Here is an 18085-nt window from a genome sequence, read left to right on the forward strand (position 1 = left end):
AAATAACCAAAATTTTTCATTGATCGGTGTTCAAATTCTCCTTTTGATACCGCAAAATTAAACCAGTATGGAATATCTTCCCTTGATATAGATTAAGAAATTTCACAAAATAAACTGACCTGAACAGAAAAATATTGCATTTATGCTACTAAATATGTAATTTAATAGACATAGACCCGATTATAAAATAAAATGAAGAATCTTCTCTTGTTAACGGATTTCTCTGACAATGCTTATGCTGCCGCACAATACGCAGCAAAGTTAGCTCCGCTTTGGGGAATAGAAAAGGTTGTGCTTTACCATACCTATGAGGTTGTCCCTACAGTCGGAACAGAGCCTGTCGTCATCAGTAATTCAGATATTCTGGAAGAAAAACAAAAAGATCTCAATGTATGGCAGGAGGATCTGATGCAGCTGTTTCCACAGGGTATCGCATGGAAAGTGACCCTAGAAGAGTATGAGTTAAGCTATGGTGTCAACCGCACCTGCGCCGAAGAAGATATTGATCTTGTGGTGGTGGGAACGGCCGGTAAAAGTGGTTTCAAAAAACTGCTTCTGGGAAGCAATACCTTAAAATTGATTGAAAACTGTCATACTCCGCTATTAGTTGTACCGGCCAAAGCGGAATTTAGGATTCCCAAAAAAATGCTGATCGCAACGAATCTCAAAGAGGTGAAAATCAAACTGGACCGCCTGCTGGTCAATGCTGCGGAAGTACTCCGCAAAAGCGAAGTTTATGTGGTCCATGTGACCAAGGAAGATCCTGCGAGTAAAGCGCTAAGTACAGAAATTAATATCATGACCGATCTGCTGGCCTCTTACCATCCGATCTACAGCTATATCCTGCAATCGGATATTGCCGTTGGCATTAATCAATACATCAATGAGAATCATATCGATATGATGGTCACGTTCCATCGCGATAAAGGATTACTCAGCCGGATTTTCAACACCAGTATTGCACAAAAAATGGCCTGGAAAAGCCAGGCCGCAATGATGGTTATCCCTGTCCATTCAGGGTAGTATGGAAAGACTATACGTATATAAGTTCCGTTTTATTGGCACTCGTTATTAATCTTACTTTCCGGCCTAATACCAGTGCATGGTTATCATCTATATGTCCTGCTGGATAAGCAAAGGCAACCGGAAAGTCGTATTCTTTAACTTTGTCCCAGATAATTTCCTCTACTGTCTGTCCAAATGCGGGGTCATTGTCTTTCATGGACGAAAAACCACCGACGATAAGGCCTTTCAGTTTTTTAAATTTACCCGCGCGCTTCAACGCCCAGAGCATCCGGTCCACGGAATAATAGGCCTCGCCCACATCTTCAATAAAGAGAATTTTATTGGCATACTTAACATCGGAATCCGAAGCTAAGACGGATAATAGTATAGCCAAATTTCCACCAATCAGCTTCCCTTCGGCCTCCCCCGGACGATTGGGAAATACAGACTGCTCGTAGGCAAAGTCCATGGGTTCCCCAAAAAGCGCATTTTTCAGCGTCTCCAGTGAAGCTTTTGTTCCCGATTCAAAAGACTTGGGCATCTGCCCATGGATGGTTGCAATTTTATAGTTACGCTGAATATGACTGTGCAGGACTGTGATATCGCTAAAGCCGACCAACCACTTGGGATGCTGCTCAAACTCCGAAAAATCAATCTCATCCACAATACGGACACAACCGTAACCTCCCCGGGCCGCAAACACAGCTTTAATGGATGGATCATCCAAGGCCCATTGCAGATCTGCGGCGCGCAGCTGATCATCGCCGGCGAATTGGTGGTAAGATGTCCCTACTGTCTCCCCTACCAGAACCTCCAGTCCCCAGCTCTTCAATGTTTCAATCCCAATATCAATCGTGCCGCGAATGAAACTGGCCGGACAAACGATCGCAACTTTGTCGCCCTCTTTAAGAAAATCAGGTATTTTAGACATATTCATTATGTTTCATGAATGATTTTGATTCTTTATGGCTATGAAGCTATCATAAGCCAAGGTGCTTTATTTTAACTCAAATTATTTTGTTCTTGCCCATGATGGTTTCCCCTATTAAAAATTTTCAATGGATGAGGAGAAAACGATAAATTTGGTCGTCCATAAGCTCTCTAAGCGCCAAATTAACACAAATTTATCTTAGTTTTATACCGTAAATTGAATTATCTTTGTGAAGAAAATAAGTAAAAACTTTAATATACTTTCAAGCATTGAGTATTCTAGATAAAAAACGTTATACAATTACTTCGGCATTACCCTATGCCAATGGTCCTTTACATATCGGACACCTCGCCGGTGCTTATATTCCCGGTGATATATTTGTTCGTTATCTGCGTTTAAATCAAAAGGATGTAGTCTATGTATGTGGATCGGACGAGCATGGCGCAGCCATTACCATCCGCGCAAAAAAAGAGGGCATTACGCCACAGCAGATCATAGATAAATACAACAAACAGATCAAAGAGAGCTTTGAGGAGTTTGGCATTTCTTTCGATATCTACCACCGTACTTCCGAGCCGATTCACCATCAATTGTCACAGGATTTTTTCCTGAATTTATACAACAAAGGTGAATTTGTCGAGAAATTTTCGGAGCAATACTATGATGAGGAATACCATCAGTTTTTGGCAGACCGTTATATCACAGGAACCTGTCCAAACTGTAAATCCGAAGGTGCTTATGGCGACCAATGTGAAAAATGTGGCACCTCACTTAGTCCAACAGACCTGATTAACCCCATTTCTACACTGAGCGGGAAAACACCGGTATTGAAAGAGACGAAACATTGGTATCTGCCATTGGATAAATATCAGCCCTGGCTTGAAAAATGGTTAATCGAAGGCAAGAAAAATATTCTTAAATCCAATGTTTTTGGCCAATGTCAATCCTGGCTAAAATCGGGTCTGCAACCTCGCTCCATGACCAGAGATCTGGACTGGGGAGTGGATGTACCTTTGGAAGAAGCACAAGGAAAAAAACTATACGTATGGCTGGATGCGCCAATAGGTTATATTTCCGCGACGAAACAATGGGCAATTGACCACGGAAAAAATTGGGAAGACTATTGGAAAACCCATGAAAATCCAGCGGATGATGCGACATTGATCCATTTTATCGGAAAAGATAACATTGTATTCCACTGCATTATATTTCCGGCGATTCTTCATGCACATGGGGACTATATCTTACCGGAAAATATTCCTGCGAATGAATTCCTCAACCTGGAGGGGGACAAGTTGTCAACTTCCAGAAACCATGCGGTCTGGTTACATGAATATCTACAGGAATTCCCGGGCAAACAGGATGAGTTACGTTATGTATTGACCTCGATATTACCGGAGACCTCGGATGCTGAATTTACCTGGAAGGATTTCCAGGCACGGATCAACAACGAGCTGGTAGCCATCTTCGGGAACTTTGTCAACCGTGTGATGGTACTTTCCCATAAATATTTCGATGGCAAAGTATTAAATGGTTCTCCGCTGACAGCAGTGGATCAATCGGTACTGGACGAGTTAAAATCCTACCCAGCGTCGATCAAGTCCTCTCTGGAGCAGTTCCGTTTCCGTGAAGCATTGGCCGAATTTATGAATGTTGCACGTCTTGGTAACAAGTATTTAGCAGATGAAGAGCCATGGAAAGTAATCAAAACAGACGAGGAACGCGTAAAAACGATTCTGAATGTCGCGTCTCAGATTGTTGCTAACCTGGCTGTACTGGCACAGCCTTTCTTACCAAAAACAGCAACGAAGTTATTTGAAATGCTCAATTTCCCACAGGGGAACTGGAGTGATGCGGGCAACGAAGGACTAATTGAGAATGGCCATCAACTGGGTGAAGTCCAATTGTTGTTTGATAAGATCACCGATGAACAAGTAGAGTTCCAATTGAACAAACTTGCGGAGGCCAAATTGAAAAATCTAGCAGATAATGCTAAGGTCGCTCCTGCAAAAGAAAATATCAGTTTTGACGATTTTGTGAAAATGGATATCCGTGTGGGAACAATTTTAGCGGCTGAGAAAGTAGCGAAAACAAAGAAATTACTAAAACTAACGATAGATACGGGTATTGACAACCGCACCGTCGTATCTGGTATTGCGGAATTCTTCAGTCCTGAAGAAATTATAGGACGTCAGGTATCTATATTGGTGAATCTGGAGCCGCGCGAAATCAAAGGCATTACCTCCCAAGGGATGATCCTAATGGCTGAAGATGCTGATGGCCGGCTGGATTTTGTCAAACCGGATACTGCAATCAAAGTAGGTAGCACAGTACGCTAGTAGCTATAAGCGATACCATAAAAAAGCCTGTCCAAGAGACAGGCTTTTTTATTAAAGGTGATCAATACTATTTCAAGTCCCTTCGTGCTTTACTCGCACTAATGATGCAAAATCATATGAAAATCTTAGAATAATACGCTCTGTAAACGTTTTTTAAAATCTTTGTCATCCATCCAATCGTAGACCGTATCTTTCAATTTTTTTATGATCTCTGCCTTAGATTCCGCAACAACCTTTTTCTTTTTGGTAAGCACATTGGAGACCGGGGCATTGGTAAGTTCAATTTTGGTTGCAAACATATTGATATTCATGCTAGGGACGGATACCCCCAGGATCAATCCGGGCAAGCCATGGATTAATTCAGGTCCACCCGCTATCGGAATCTGTCCCGCAAAAAATGCGACAACATAGATAGAATCTTGTATGATCCCATTTGCCCGTCGACAATCATATCCGGCTATTTTGCGGTATTCGTCTGTGTACTTCCATTTCACCGCCGGCAGAGAATCTTTCATCAACAGCTGCTCATCACCAAAGGGCAGTAACTTGATAAACTCGCCGTTTTTAAAATTCATATAAGTCTTTGAATCTGTCAATGCGGGGTTGTACCAGGAAACATTTCGATAATTCGCGGGATAATCTTCCTCTACAGTTTCAAACAATGTTTCCTGATCGTAAAATTTTAATGTATGATGTGTGATCACTTCCACAGGCCCATTTTTGACCGCATTGTCTACCCCCAGCTTATCCCAGGTATCCAGGTCGGGCTTACTGAGATACGTCCGTTTAAGATAGTTCTGCACATGGAATTTCCGTTCGAACGTCACCGTGCCGCTGCTTGGAAAAAATGCGTTCTGGGCTTGTATCGTAGTGACGGATAAGCATAATAGCCACAGCATTGATATCAATTGCTTACTCATTTATCACCTCCCTTCATTGTTGTAAAATTGTAGATCACTTTTAACATTCCATAACGACGCAACACATCATTACTGGTCTGGACAAATGCAGTACCGTCCTGATAACGACGTACGCCAATATTCTTATTTAATATATCATTGACAAATAGCTGCGCTTCGAGGGATTTATCTTTCAAGAATTTTTTGGAAATATAACCATTCATATTCAACATATTAATGGACTGCAAAGTCTTAGTCGCAGCCTGATAATTCTGCTGCATGGAGACAGAAATCTTAAAGTCTTTGGGTAAGTAATAGGTTGCTTGTGCATACGAATTGAATTTAAATGTGGTCTGGTTCAATTCGGGCTGCAGATAAGAATCCATCTGTTCAACACCAGGACTTAAGCTGATATAAAAATCCATTTTATTGGCTTTATACCGATTAAAGCCAATCTCGGGCCCGATACTCCAGGTCTTATTACGATTGAGCCTAGGTTCTTCATTAAGCAGCGATAGATAGCTATATTGGCTATTGTATTCCGCATTCATACCCATATTCATTTTCAAACCCCATTTTTTCTTTAACATAAAATTATATGATCCACTTCCGTAGAAACGCCAGTTGTCTTTATCAATATTGACAAACGAAATTTTTCGGGTACCGTCTTCTAGATTATAACGAACACTGCTGTTAATGTTTCGTTTCCCCTGATTGGCGCTGACATAAAAGTAGAAGCTCTGGTCTTTGATCTGTTTGTAAGAATTATAATTGAGGGAATAGGAATTATTAAAACCGGCTTTCAGGTCCGGATTGTCCAAATATTCGACAAGCGGCTGACTATTTTGTTTGAGCGGTTCAATCTGTGTGAGCGAAGGCTGAACAGTCTGCCCATTATAATTGAATCCTATATTCTTCGTTTTTGAAATCTTATAGTTCACATTCAATGAGGGTCTAATGGATGTCTGATCGCGTTGCAATACAGTATTCAAGTTGTTGTAGGTCCGTTTCACAGCCTCAAAATCAGTACGGTTGCTTAGATTGACCGTCCATGTATTTGTTTTATAATTCAATGCCGTATTAACACTATTTTTTAAACTGGAAAAATTAAAGTCATTCAATACACTTTCGTCCAGCACAGTATATTGATGCGTGATAGAATCTCTATTGAAAGATTGATTAAGTGTTTCTGATTTATTGCTGGAAAAAGAGTATCCGATTGATCCAGTGATCCTTTTTGACAGCGGCTCGGTATAGGTAAGAGAGGCTCCATATGTATTATTGCGAAGTTCATCTTTTTTAAGTTGATCAATTGTATCAGTACGATTGTCATTGAAAAAAATGTTTTCGGAAAAATACTTTGTATCTGAATTATTTTGGTCCGTATTTGCATTCACATTAAATGTAATGGAGCGCCGTTCCTTTTTAAAACGTCGGGTCAACATTGCATTCACGTTGAATTTATCCTGATCACTATTCAGATCCGTACGCGATTTAGTTCTGGTAATATCTTTTCCATCAAGGGTTTTCTGATAAGCTTCAGCCTCGGATAGATTATCTCTGCTGGATTTATTGAAGCCCATGTTTACCGTCAGATCGGCAAGTGAATCCAATTTATAATCGTATCTAAGATTGGCAACATTGGCTCTGTTCTCATTTTCTGATCTGGTGATATTACTGTCTATCTGCGCGCGCTCCGGCAAGTTATTCTGCGCATTATAAGTACTTGTATTATTTACATCGATCTGGCTGCGCTTGTAGTTGACATTGATTTTATGTTTATCGTCTTTGCTTTTATCGGAATAACTTACCCCCATATTTAGAGCCTTAGGTACGCCGCCACCCCGGTATCGCCCATCCCATCCACCTTCCGTTTCATCTCCGCCCGAAGAGATCATAATGCCTCCCCCATCCATCATCTGGACATTGCCGCTTCCCCCAACACCATATTTTTGACTATCTTCAAACCCCAGTCCCACCATACCATCGTTGGCCAGGATACCGTAAGCCGCAATTTTCTGCGATCCTTTAAATTTATTGAGCATGACTTTCCCGCCATAGTATTTATCCGTTCCGGCCCCAGCGATTGCCTGGCCGAACATCCCTTTCTTCTTATCCTCTTTCAGCTTGATATCAATGGTCTGGGTACGCTCCCCATCATCCACGCCCGTACGTACAGCCAGATCTGATTTTTTTTCGTAGACCTGTACCTTGCTCACCATATCCGATCGGATATTTTTGGTAATCAGGGTGGGGTCATCTCCAAAAAATTCCTCTCCATCAAGCAGTACCTTCTTTACCTCTTTTCCCTGCGCCGTAATCTTACCTGTCCCATCGATCGTAATGCCGGGCAATACCCTGAGCAGATCATCTACTTTGGCATCTTTCTCCACCTTAAAACTACCAGCATCGTACTCTATAGTATCACCCTTGATGACAACGGGAATTCTCCCATTGACCTGCACCTCTTCCAAGAGCAAAGCCGCCTTTGACAGTGCTATCAACCCGATGTCGTAATCTTTAGCTGTAATATGGATATCTTTTACAAGATCTGCATATTGTGGGTAAGACACCACGATCTTATAAACTCCAGTATCCAGATTGGCAATTTGGAAAGTTCCATTTTCTTTCGTTCGGTCGAACTTAATTAAAATGGAATCTCTGGGATTAAGTAACGCAACAGACGCTTGATGAAGTTTAGCTTGGTCTTTCCCGTCAACCACAGTCCCCACAAGCCTATGTTGGGCATAGGAAATAGAGCTAAAGGCTGAGAGTATAAGAAACAAAACTAAGGAATAGGTTAGTTTCATAAATTTTCCGTTTATATAGTATTGATATAAAGATATTAATGTTACTACGGAAAATTCGTAAAATAATGTTAAATAATTACGAAGTTAAAAACATAAACAACAAATAATAAAAACAGTGGATAGACAAGGAAAACAAAACACTGTTTATCAGCTCATTATTAAAACAAAAAAGGAGATGCAACTTATCTGTTACATCTCCTTTTTTGTTTTTGATGACTCAATTTATCTTACCTAATCTACATTTAGGTTCAATTCTTTTTCTTTATTGATTAAATGAGCGATGCTCGTATCATTCAAAATCTGTAACATCGCATTCCTGACTTCAACAAATGTATCCCGTATCCCACAGGCATGTTCTTCGGTACACTCTTCACAGGAGCGATAGAAATTGAGACTGACACAGGGAAGTAAAGCAATCGGCCCATCGATCAGGCGCATCACCTGCGATAAAAATACATCTTCAGGAGCCTTATTTAGACTGTAACCACCACCTGCACCTTTTTTACTGTAGAGAATCCCCGCATTTCGCATTTCAAGGAGAATCTGTTCCAAGAATTTCTTTGGAATATTTTCTTCTTGCGCAATCTTAACGATCTGCATAGGTTCATTTCCGTAGTTACGACCGAGCACCATAAGTGCTTTAATTGCATATTTTGTCTTTTTGGAAAGCATAATTTGTTAACCCCCTGTTGAATTGCAAATTTACGTTTTTTATTCAATAGAATAAAACCTATATCATTAGCAGGTAAAAAGAACCCTTAGCACAATTTCATCTGGTTGGATATCCTTATGCTAAGGGCGATCGTATTAGAACTTAACGTTATTGGCTCAAAACTGCCGTAATTGGTTTACCGATACTACCATTTGGTTCGGTAATATGCAACAGCGATGAAATGGTAGGCGCAATATCCACAATATGCACTTCGGTATTGGATACGCCCGGTTTAATGCCCCAGCCCATAAATACCAATGGAATATGAGAATCGTATCCCGACCAGGTGCCATGTGTTGTTCCTGTAGAACGCGGCGTTCCATCATACCATTGTGGTTCACAAACGATTTGGATAACACCGCTCCGTTTGAAATTATAGCCGTTGATCATTTTTTCACGGACAGGCTCCGGGATCATGAGGCTTTCACCTTTTTCCATATCCGCAACATAAGCAACACCTTCAGTCTGGCGCAACTCGCGAATAATGGTCTCTTTGATTTTATCCCGGTCCAATTGAAGCGAGTCAATCATCTGATTGTTCAGATGGACCTGGTAATTCATGAGACTTTTGACGATTTTTTCCTGTCCGAATTTCTCTTTCAGCTTTTTGTTGAGATCCGAGATAATCTGACGGGAATAGAAATAGCCGCCATTTCCTTTCATATCCATAAAGAATCTGGAATTGTAGGAAGCACCGTGATCAGCTGTCAGGAAGAAGGTGTAATTCCCTTTCCCAACCGTATTGTCCAAGTAAGCGAAAAAATCCGCCAGCTGTTTATCTAACTGCAGGTAAATATCTTCGATCTCCACTGCGGTCAATGAGTAACGGTGTCCAACATAATCCGTAGCGGAAAGACTGACACAGAGGAAATCGGTGTTTTTGGTCGGATTATTTCCCATCTGCTCGTTTTTGATCGCTTCCATGGCTAGATCCAAGGTGAACTGATTTCCCATCGGTGTTGTTTTGATCAACTCAAGACCTTCATCTTTCATCAGCTTGGATGTCGCCCGTGGCAAAGTCGGCTTTTCTTCACCGGGATATTTTCCCTCATAGATATTATCGTCAGCAATGCTATTAGCCGCGTAAGTACTTACATCATACATGGGCTTCCAGTCTGCTTTAAGATACTTTTCAGCTAATTTTTTCTTGTTGAAGTCCACCACCCATTTTGGCAATTTATCCATATAAAAATTGGAGGTAATCCAATTGCCTGATTTTGCCTCAAACCAATAAGCCGCATCGGCAAAATGGCCAGCAGGCAATATTCCGCCACGATCTTTGATCGCTATACCAATGACTTTGGATTTAAAATTTGAAGCCAGTTTCAACTGATCCGTTACGGTAGATGCCAGCAAGTTCCGTGGAGATTGTTTACCTTCTTTTTCAGTTGTCCCTACTCCAGTGACATTGTCATCTTGTGTACAGTACATATTCTTACCTGTAAGCTCTTCGATCCAGTCATTGCCAGCAATACCGTGTATGGAAGGTACAGAACCGGTATATACCGAACTGTGTCCAATAGCCGTATAGGTCGGAATGTAATTGATCAGGGTATTCTCACAGGAGAAGCCTTCTTTCAAAAGTCGCTTGAAGCCATCATTGCCATATCGATCCGCAAAACGATATAGATAATCCCAGCGCATCTGATCCACCATCAGACCGACGACCAGTTTGGGTCTGTCCGGTTGTTGTGCCATGGAGAAGAGTGCAGCTATTCCAAATACGACACTTAAAAAAAATCTTTTAATCATTGTTGTTAGATATTAGTATTGAGATATTAGATTTGAGATTCTGGGTTGTGCCAGTCTACGGCTTATGCTCCTTATTCTTTAATCTTTATACCAGCCTGAGACTTAACAGCTGTTCCCATTTTTGACTTTTTAATATTAATATTGAGTAATTAGTATTTAGATTTTAGTCCGGCAAACCTTCGGTTTATCAACATGATCTATCATTCTAGCGCTTTAATTTTCGTCTTGATTCCAGCACGCTCTGCATTAGCCGGTTATTTAATAACAGGTACTAAAGTAGGCTTAATCTTTTAAATGTGTTTTTAAAAACTGTCCTGTATAAGAATCTTTACAATGCACAAGATCTTCCGGAAGCCCTGCAAAAACGAGCTTTCCCCCTTTATTTCCCCCTTCAGGTCCGATATCAATGACCCAGTCTGCCGACTTGATCATATCCATATTATGCTCGATAACCAGTATACTATTGCCTAGATTGATCAGTGCATCAAAAGACTTCAGCAGCTTTTTAATATCCTGAAAATGTAAGCCGGTCGTCGGTTCGTCGAAGATAAACAGGGTTTTCTTACTGTTATTGCCTTTGATCAGAAAGGATGCAAGTTTAATCCGCTGTGCCTCTCCGCCGGAGAGTGTACTAGAAGATTGCCCGAGCTTAACATAGCCCAGTCCAACATCTTGCAATGGCTGCAGCTTGGCCAATATCTTAGGCTGATCACCAAAGAATACGATGGCTTCATCCACACTCAATTCAAGGATATCGGCCACGGATTTGCCTTTGTATTGCACATCAAGGACAAACTGTTTGAACCGTTTGCCACCGCAGGCCTCACAGGGCAGCACGATATCTGCCATAAACTGCATCTCGATCTTCACTTCTCCCTCGCCCTGACAGACATCACAGCGCCCGCCTTCAACATTAAAAGAAAATGCAGCAGGTTTCAGTCCCGCAGCTTTGGATGCTGCCTGATTAGCATACAAAGCTCTGATCTCATCCCAGGCTTTCACATAAGTCACCGGATTCGAACGTGAAGAACGGCCAATAGGATTCTGGTCCACCATCTCGATCTGCTCCACCTGCGCAATATCGCCTTCGATGGAATCATAAACACCAGTTTGCTCACCAGAATAATTACCGATTGATTTCTGCAACGCTGGGTAAAGAATCCGTTTCACCAAGGAGGTCTTTCCCGAACCCGATACTCCGGATACAACCGTAAATATATTTAAAGGGAACTGCACATCTATTCCCTGGAGATTATTCTCATGTGCTCCTTTAACGGTAATGCCATGAGACCATTTGCGTCTTTTCTTGGGTACTTCAATCTGGCTTTTTCCGCTCAGGTATTGTCCGGTTAAGCTCTTGTCATCTTTTAAGATCTCGCTATATGTTCCGGCAAATACCATCTCACCGCCATTGATCCCGGCTTCGGGGCCAATATCAATCAGGTAATCCGCAGCTTCCATCATCTCCTGTTCGTGTTCAACCACAACAACAGTATTACCGACATCACGAAGGGATTTCAGCACCGAAATCAACCGTTGTGTATCACGCGGATGTAAACCGATACTGGGTTCATCCAGGACATAAATCGAACCTACGAGCGAACTTCCGAGCGATGTTGCCAGATTGATCCGTTGGGATTCTCCTCCAGAAAGGGTATTTGACAAGCGATTTAAAGTAAGGTAACTTAAACCCACATCGCATAAAAACTGTAGTCGATTATTAATTTCGGCCAATAAGCGCTTCGCGATCATCTGTTCATTTCCTACCAAAGGTAAATTGGTAAAAAATGCCAAGGCTTCTTCCAAAGGCATTAATACGATATCGGTGATTGACTTCCCACCCACCTTGACATAAGTTGCATCTTTGCGCAATCTTGTGCCGCGGCAGTCCGGACAGTCCGTCTTACCCCGGTAACGTGATAACATCACACGATATTGAATTTTATAGGTCTGCTCCTCCAATTCCTCAAAGAACTGATTAAGTCCGGTGAAATAATTATTTCCCGTCCATAATACCTCCTTTTGCTCCACTGTCAGGTCAGAATAGGCACGGTGGATGGGGAAATCAAACTTTAGGGAATTTTTGACCAGCACCTGTAACCATTCCCCCATTTTCTCTCCCCGCCAAGGTGCAATTGCTCCGTCGTATACCGAGCGGCTCTTGTCGGGGATAACCAGATCGGGATCTATACCGATAATTTTTCCATAACCCTCGCATCGCCGACAGGCACCATAAGGATTATTGAAACTGAAGAAATTGGGACTAGGCTCTTCAAAAGTTATTCCATCGAGTTCAAACTTATGCGAGAAATGATGTCTTTTCCCATTTTCCTCCATAAACAGTTCTCCTTTTCCCTCAAAAAATCCGGTCTGAATAGAATCGGACAATCGGTTTACGGTATCATCATCCTGCTCAATACGTACACGATCGACTACGATCAATACCTCAGCATCCTGAATCGTTGCATTGGCCATGCTTTTATCATCAATGATGCTTTCGATTTTTTGCATTTTATCCTGATAAACGACGCGGACGAATCCTTTCTGCAGTAAAAGCGACAGTTCTTCTTTGAGCTTGCGTCCGTGAGAAGGCACCAACGGAGCCAAGAGCGTGACGGACTCCCCCTCGTCAAACTTCAGGGCGAAATCCACCACCGAGCTCACACTGTCCTTTGTCACTTCCCGACCGGAAACGGGAGAAATTGTTTTGCCGATCCGGGCGTAGAGCAATTTCAGGTAGTCGTAGATCTCGGTTGAAGTCCCTACGGTAGAACGCGGGTTGCTCGTGATCACCCGCTGCTCGATGGCGATCGCCGGCGCGATACCTTTGATGTAATCGACCTCGGGTTTATTCATCCGCCCCATAAACTGCCGTGCATAGGAAGAAAGACTCTCCACATAGCGCCTTTGCCCCTCCGCATACAGCGTATCAAAAGCAAGGGAAGATTTTCCCGAACCCGACATTCCTGTAATGACAACTAGTTTATTTTTGGGAATATCAACATCAATATTTTTTAAATTGTTGACTCTTGCCCCTTTTATCTGAATATATTCTTTTGGAGTATGCTCCACTTTTTTACGCATAATAATCCTTATCTCACACAAAGTTACGCAATCTTGGCTGATTATAGACCCATTGTATCAAAAGCTGACACGAAAAAATCCCTCTGCTATAGCGGATATTTTCCACAGACTTAGAGGTTGCCTTTTTTCAGTTCGCCAATAGCATAATCCACGGCTCTCGCAGTTAAAGCCATATAGGTCAATGATGGATTTTGTGTTCCGGTTGAGGTCATGCAGGCACCATCAGTAACAAAGACATTTTTGACCAGATGCAGCTGATTCCACTTATTCAACAGGGAGGTTTTTGGATCCAGCCCCATACGTGCTCCACCCATTTCATGGATATCCAGGCCCGGGTTCTGGTGGCTGTCACTGATCCTAAGATTTTTCACTCCGGCGACTTCCAGCATCTCTTGCCCCTGCTGAAAGAAGTCATCTCTTGATCTATAGTCATTATCTTCGTACCCGACCGAGGTAATAAGCTGCGGCATACCATAGGGATCTTTTTGATCTGTGCTCAAACGGACGTGATTATGCTCCTGAGGAATCGTTTCCCCCTGCATCATCATCGAAACGCCCCAGCCGCCTAATTCCGCTAAACTGTCCTTATAAGCTCCCCCAACCTGCTCTCCTTCAAAATTACCGCCCCTCGAACGGTAGGCTCCAAAGAATGACGCATAGCCTCTTAAAAAATCCGTTTCCTGCCGCTGTACATTTCTAAAATTGGGGATAATCGGCTGAGTTGGCCTACGACCATAATAATATTTGTCTTCATACCCCTCCATTGTGCCCGAAATGGTGCCTAGATAATTATGAAAGGCGACATATTTGCCCAACAGCCCACTATCGTTTCCAAGGCCATTCGGGAAACGTCCGGATGTGGAATTCAACAAGATGAGGTTTGTCGCTAATGCGGAGGCATTAACAAAGATGACCTGCGCAAAAAACTCCTGACTCACTTTTGTTTCGGCGTCGATAATACGGACTCCGACTGCTCTTTGCTTTTTATCGTCATAGCGTATGGATTCGACAATCGCCTGTGGGCGAATGGTGAGGTTACCTGTTTTAGCAGCCCAGGGCAACGTAGATGCATTGGAACTAAAGTACCCTCCGAATGGGCATCCACGATGGCATAAACTACGGGCCTGACACTGGCTGCGCCCCTGATCAATATGGATCTGTCGGGGCTGGGTCAGATGGGCACAACGCCCCTGAATCACCGGACGATCCTTATACTGTTGCTGTATGCGTTGCTGTATTGCTTTCTCCACCACATTCATCTCCCATGCTGGAAGAAAATCTCCGTCCGGCATGGCATCAATTCCATCTTTATTACCCGAAATGCCTGCAAAATGCTCAACATACGAATACCAGGGAGCGATATCATCATACCGGATGGGCCAATCTACGGCAAAGCCATCCCGTGCGGGCCCCTCAAAATCATACTTAGACCATCTTTGCGTCTGACGTGCCCAGAGCAGCGATTTACCACCGACTTGATCCCCCCGAATCCAATCAAAAGGTTTTTCCTGGATATAGGGCTGTGCGGCATCCGGCAAAAAGAAATGTTTGGCATCTTCCCGATAGGCATAACATTTTGACGCGACGGGATTTTCGTCTTTGATGAGCCTTTCCACTTGCCCCCCATGTCTGAACTGCCAGGGATCCATATAGGCTGTCGGATAATCCTGAATATGTCTGACATCTTTTCCCCGATCCAGGACAAGCGTTTTCAATCCCTTTTCGCAAAATTCTTTGGCAGCCCAGCCGCCAGATATGCCCGAACCGATCACAATAGCATCAAAATGGTTTTTCTTATTCATCATTATATTTAGGTCATTTTTGAAAAGGTAATATACTGTAAATAATACTATTGCAACAAATATTCCTGATAGTTCAGTTAATTTTGTTACAAAATGGAATCTAAGCGATCCTCGAAATTAACATCGTGGTCAACACCTTTCAGCATCAAATGCTTAAGCTTTTATCCTAGTTTTTTAAACAATTATTTTAAATATTCAGCCATTCACAATTAATCCTTCTGCATTTTCGGCTGTCTTAGAAATATAGTTACATAAACAACAAAATGGCAATACAGCAATAATTGTGTTTAAAAGAACAAAATAAAAAAATAGTTATGAGAAAAAATGTATTAAATGTTATAGTCATGATGCTATTCGTTTTAGTCGCATCCACAACAGTAAGCAAAGCACAGATGGTAATTGATAAAATAGATTTAAGTATTTTTCCGGCAGCGGAAAAAGGGTACAAAAAAATGGTGATTGAAGTGCCACATTCAGAAAATGACAAGAATAAAAAAATTGAGTTTTCCGTTGGTAAATGGATGGAAGTAGATGGCTGTAATACCTTTAATTTAGCCGGCACTTTTGAAAAGAAAGATCTTCAAGGATGGGGTTATGATTACTATGTATTCAAAACAAACGGAAATGTAGCGAGTACCATGATGGCCTGCCCCGATAAAGCAAAAAGAAATCTTTTTGTAAGTGCTCAACTGGAAACAGTACGTTACAATGGTCGAATGCCTATTGTTATTTATATCCCTGAAGGTTATGAAGCTCAATTCAAAATCTTCACGACGGATGGGGATACCTACCGTGCTGCCGAAGTCAGAGAAAAGAAAAAATAACAGCAGTAAGATTTAATTTAGTTAACTAAACAATAGCAGGCGAACATAGCTTGTAACAGAAAGAGGCTGTCTCAAAAAGACAGCCTCTTTTGTATTATCATCTTTAGTTACCTACTATTGGAATTTTTTCGCGTTTACTTTACGCTCATTTTCCGTCAAGTAGATTTTACGCAAACGGATAGATTGTGGTGTAACCTCAATGTATTCGTCGGCTTGGATATACTCCATAGATTCTTCCAGAGAGAATTTAATTGCCGGTGCGATACGTGTGTTATCATCTGTACCAGATGCACGCATATTTGTCAATTGTTTACCTTTAACGATGTTAATCGTTAAGTCATTGTCACGGATGTGCTCTCCTAAGATTTGTCCTTCATAAATATCCACACCTGGATCAACGAAGAACTTACCTCTATCTTGTAACTTATCAATAGAGTAAGCAGTTGTTGTACCTTTATCTAAAGAAATCAATACACCATGCAAACGTCCAGGAATTGTTCCTCTCCAAGGCTCGTATCCTTTCAGACGGTGTGCCATAACAGCCTCTCCAGCTGTAGCAGTCAATACGTTGTTACGCAGACCGATGATACCACGAGAAGGAATTTCGAACTCAAGATGCTGCATTTCACCTTTCGTTTCCATCACTAAAAGCTCACCTTTACGTTGTGTTACCAACTCAATTACTTTACCAGAAACTTCTGCAGGAACGTCAACAACCAACACCTCGATAGGCTCACATTTCTTACCGTCGATCTCTTTCAAGATTACTTGAGGTTGACCTACTTGTAATTCGTAACCTTCGCGACGCATTGTTTCAATCAATACAGATAAGTGAAGGATACCACGTCCATAGACCAACCAAGCGTCCGGAGATTCAGTAGGAACGACACGTAATGCCAAGTTCTTCTCTAATTCTTTTTGTAAACGATCGTGAATATGTCTAGAAGTAACCAATTTACCTTCTTTACCAAAGAATGGGGAGTTATTGATTGTGAACAACATGTTCATTGTCGGCTCATCAATGCTGATAACTTCCAATTGTTCCGGGTTGTCAAAATCTGCGATTGTATCACCGATATCGAAACCTTCGATACCAACAACAGCACAAATATCACCACATTTAACTTCCTGTACACGGCGACGGCCCAAACCTTCAAACGTGTGCAGTTCTTTTACACGTGATTTTACGATCTTACCATCACGTTTTACCAACGAGATTGGCTGACCTTCTTTAATCGTACCACGAGCTACACGACCGATAGCAATACGTCCTACGAACGTAGAGTAATCCAACGATGTAATCTGCATTTGTAATGTACCTTCAACAAATGGCGAAGGCGGGAAGTGATTGATGATCGCATCTAATAGTTCAGACACATCTTCTTTCTTTTCTTTCCAATCTGTTGACATCCAACCATGTTTGGAAGAACCATATAATACTGGAAATGCTAATTGCTCCTCTGTCGCATCAAGGCTAAAGAATAAGTCAAATACATTTTCGTATACCTCTTCTGGGCGACAGTTTTCTTTGTCCACTTTATTGACAACAACCAAAGGTTTCAAACCTAAGGATAATGCTTTTTGTGTAACGAAACGTGTTTGCGGCATTGGGCCTTCGAAAGCATCCACCAGCAATACAACACCATCAGCCATTTTCAATACACGCTCAACTTCACCACCGAAATCGGCGTGACCAGGTGTATCAATAACGTTAATTTTTACTCCTTTATATTCAACAGAAACGTTTTTAGCGACAATAGTAATACCGCGTTCACGTTCTAAATCGTTATTATCCAGAATTAAATCACCTGTACCATCATTGTCTCTAAAAAGATTTGTGAAGTGTAAGATTTTGTCTACCAACGTAGTTTTACCGTGATCGACGTGAGCGATAATCGCTATGTTTCTAATATTTTGCATCTAGCAA

General features: G+C 41.8%; 11 protein-coding genes. 3 read left to right on the forward strand and 8 right to left on the reverse strand.

Annotated elements, in window-relative coordinates; translation table 11 throughout:
- Positions 1-192 precede the first annotated feature (192 nt).
- Positions 193-1023 carry a universal stress protein gene (locus tag B4G94_RS01945; protein WP_108635323.1) on the forward strand — a complete coding sequence of 277 codons (831 nt, stop codon included), beginning with the start codon at positions 193-195 and terminating at the stop codon, positions 1021-1023.
- A 10-nt stretch (positions 1024-1033) separates the two neighbouring features.
- Here the strand turns inward: B4G94_RS01945 and B4G94_RS01950 are convergent, their stop codons facing one another.
- On the reverse strand, positions 1034-1936 hold the full coding sequence (locus tag B4G94_RS01950; protein ID WP_286856804.1) for a S66 peptidase family protein: 903 nt from the start codon (positions 1934-1936) through the stop codon (positions 1034-1036).
- Positions 1937-2205: 269 nt separating this feature from the next.
- Between B4G94_RS01950 and metG the strand changes: the two genes are divergently transcribed.
- The gene (gene metG, locus B4G94_RS01955; protein ID WP_286856807.1) at positions 2206-4275 is read left to right on the forward strand and encodes a methionine--tRNA ligase; all 2070 of its coding nucleotides are present in this window, start codon (positions 2206-2208) and stop codon (positions 4273-4275) included.
- Between the two features lie 125 nt (positions 4276-4400).
- Here the strand turns inward: metG and B4G94_RS01960 are convergent, their stop codons facing one another.
- From B4G94_RS01960 to B4G94_RS01985, 6 genes are all read right to left on the reverse strand, one after another.
- Positions 4401-5174 carry a GLPGLI family protein gene (locus tag B4G94_RS01960; RefSeq protein ID WP_286856809.1) on the reverse strand — a complete coding sequence of 258 codons (774 nt, stop codon included), beginning with the start codon at positions 5172-5174 and terminating at the stop codon, positions 4401-4403.
- A gap of 17 nt (positions 5175-5191) precedes the next feature.
- Positions 5192-7984 carry an outer membrane beta-barrel protein gene (locus tag B4G94_RS01965; protein WP_286856811.1) on the reverse strand — a complete coding sequence of 931 codons (2793 nt, stop codon included), beginning with the start codon at positions 7982-7984 and terminating at the stop codon, positions 5192-5194.
- A gap of 231 nt (positions 7985-8215) precedes the next feature.
- Entirely contained in the window at positions 8216-8656 is a 441-nt protein-coding gene (locus tag B4G94_RS01970) for an RrF2 family transcriptional regulator (protein ID WP_104384633.1), read from the reverse strand.
- Positions 8657-8804: 148 nt separating this feature from the next.
- The gene (pafA, locus tag B4G94_RS01975) at positions 8805-10448 is read right to left on the reverse strand and encodes an alkaline phosphatase PafA (RefSeq protein WP_286856815.1); all 1644 of its coding nucleotides are present in this window, start codon (positions 10446-10448) and stop codon (positions 8805-8807) included.
- A 282-nt stretch (positions 10449-10730) separates the two neighbouring features.
- Positions 10731-13532, reverse strand: a complete 2802-nt coding sequence (uvrA, locus tag B4G94_RS01980; RefSeq protein WP_286856818.1) for an excinuclease ABC subunit UvrA — start codon at positions 13530-13532, stop codon at positions 10731-10733.
- A gap of 110 nt (positions 13533-13642) precedes the next feature.
- Complete coding sequence (locus tag B4G94_RS01985; protein ID WP_286856819.1) at positions 13643-15337, reverse strand: GMC oxidoreductase; 1695 nt, start codon at positions 15335-15337, stop codon at positions 13643-13645.
- Between the two features lie 311 nt (positions 15338-15648).
- On the opposite strand from B4G94_RS01985, the gene B4G94_RS01990 reads away from it, so the two are divergent.
- Positions 15649-16158, forward strand: coding sequence for an ecotin (locus tag B4G94_RS01990; RefSeq protein ID WP_286856821.1), 510 nt, complete (start codon positions 15649-15651; stop codon positions 16156-16158).
- Between the two features lie 114 nt (positions 16159-16272).
- Here the strand turns inward: B4G94_RS01990 and typA are convergent, their stop codons facing one another.
- Positions 16273-18078 (reverse strand): translational GTPase TypA, encoded by a 1806-nt coding sequence (gene typA, locus B4G94_RS01995; RefSeq protein ID WP_108635332.1) that lies wholly within the window; start codon positions 18076-18078, stop codon positions 16273-16275.
- Between the last annotated feature and the right edge of the window lie 7 nt (positions 18079-18085).

The organism is Sphingobacterium sp. UBA7625 (assembly GCF_002484085.1).
In the GTDB taxonomy this organism is placed as follows: Bacteria; Bacteroidota; Bacteroidia; order Sphingobacteriales; family Sphingobacteriaceae; genus Sphingobacterium; species Sphingobacterium athyrii.

What these genes read in the sequence shown, in the direction of transcription:
- pafA (WP_286856815.1), bottom strand. Translation starts at nt 10,448, where the DNA reads ATGATTAAAAGATTTTTTTTAAGTGTCGTATTTGGAATAGCTGCACTC.
- uvrA (WP_286856818.1), bottom strand. Translation starts at nt 13,532, where the DNA reads ATGCGTAAAAAAGTGGAGCATACTCCAAAAGAATATATTCAGATAAAA.
- B4G94_RS01945 (WP_108635323.1), top strand. Translation starts at nt 193, where the DNA reads ATGAAGAATCTTCTCTTGTTAACGGATTTCTCTGACAATGCTTATGCT.
- B4G94_RS01985 (WP_286856819.1), bottom strand. Translation starts at nt 15,337, where the DNA reads ATGATGAATAAGAAAAACCATTTTGATGCTATTGTGATCGGTTCGGGC.
- B4G94_RS01950 (WP_286856804.1), bottom strand. Translation starts at nt 1,936, where the DNA reads ATGTCTAAAATACCTGATTTTCTTAAAGAGGGCGACAAAGTTGCGATC.
- B4G94_RS01960 (WP_286856809.1), bottom strand. Translation starts at nt 5,174, where the DNA reads ATGCTGTGGCTATTATGCTTATCCGTCACTACGATACAAGCCCAGAAC.
- typA (WP_108635332.1), bottom strand. Translation starts at nt 18,078, where the DNA reads ATGCAAAATATTAGAAACATAGCGATTATCGCTCACGTCGATCACGGT.
- B4G94_RS01970 (WP_104384633.1), bottom strand. Translation starts at nt 8,656, where the DNA reads ATGCTTTCCAAAAAGACAAAATATGCAATTAAAGCACTTATGGTGCTC.
- B4G94_RS01965 (WP_286856811.1), bottom strand. Translation starts at nt 7,984, where the DNA reads ATGAAACTAACCTATTCCTTAGTTTTGTTTCTTATACTCTCAGCCTTT.
- B4G94_RS01990 (WP_286856821.1), top strand. Translation starts at nt 15,649, where the DNA reads ATGAGAAAAAATGTATTAAATGTTATAGTCATGATGCTATTCGTTTTA.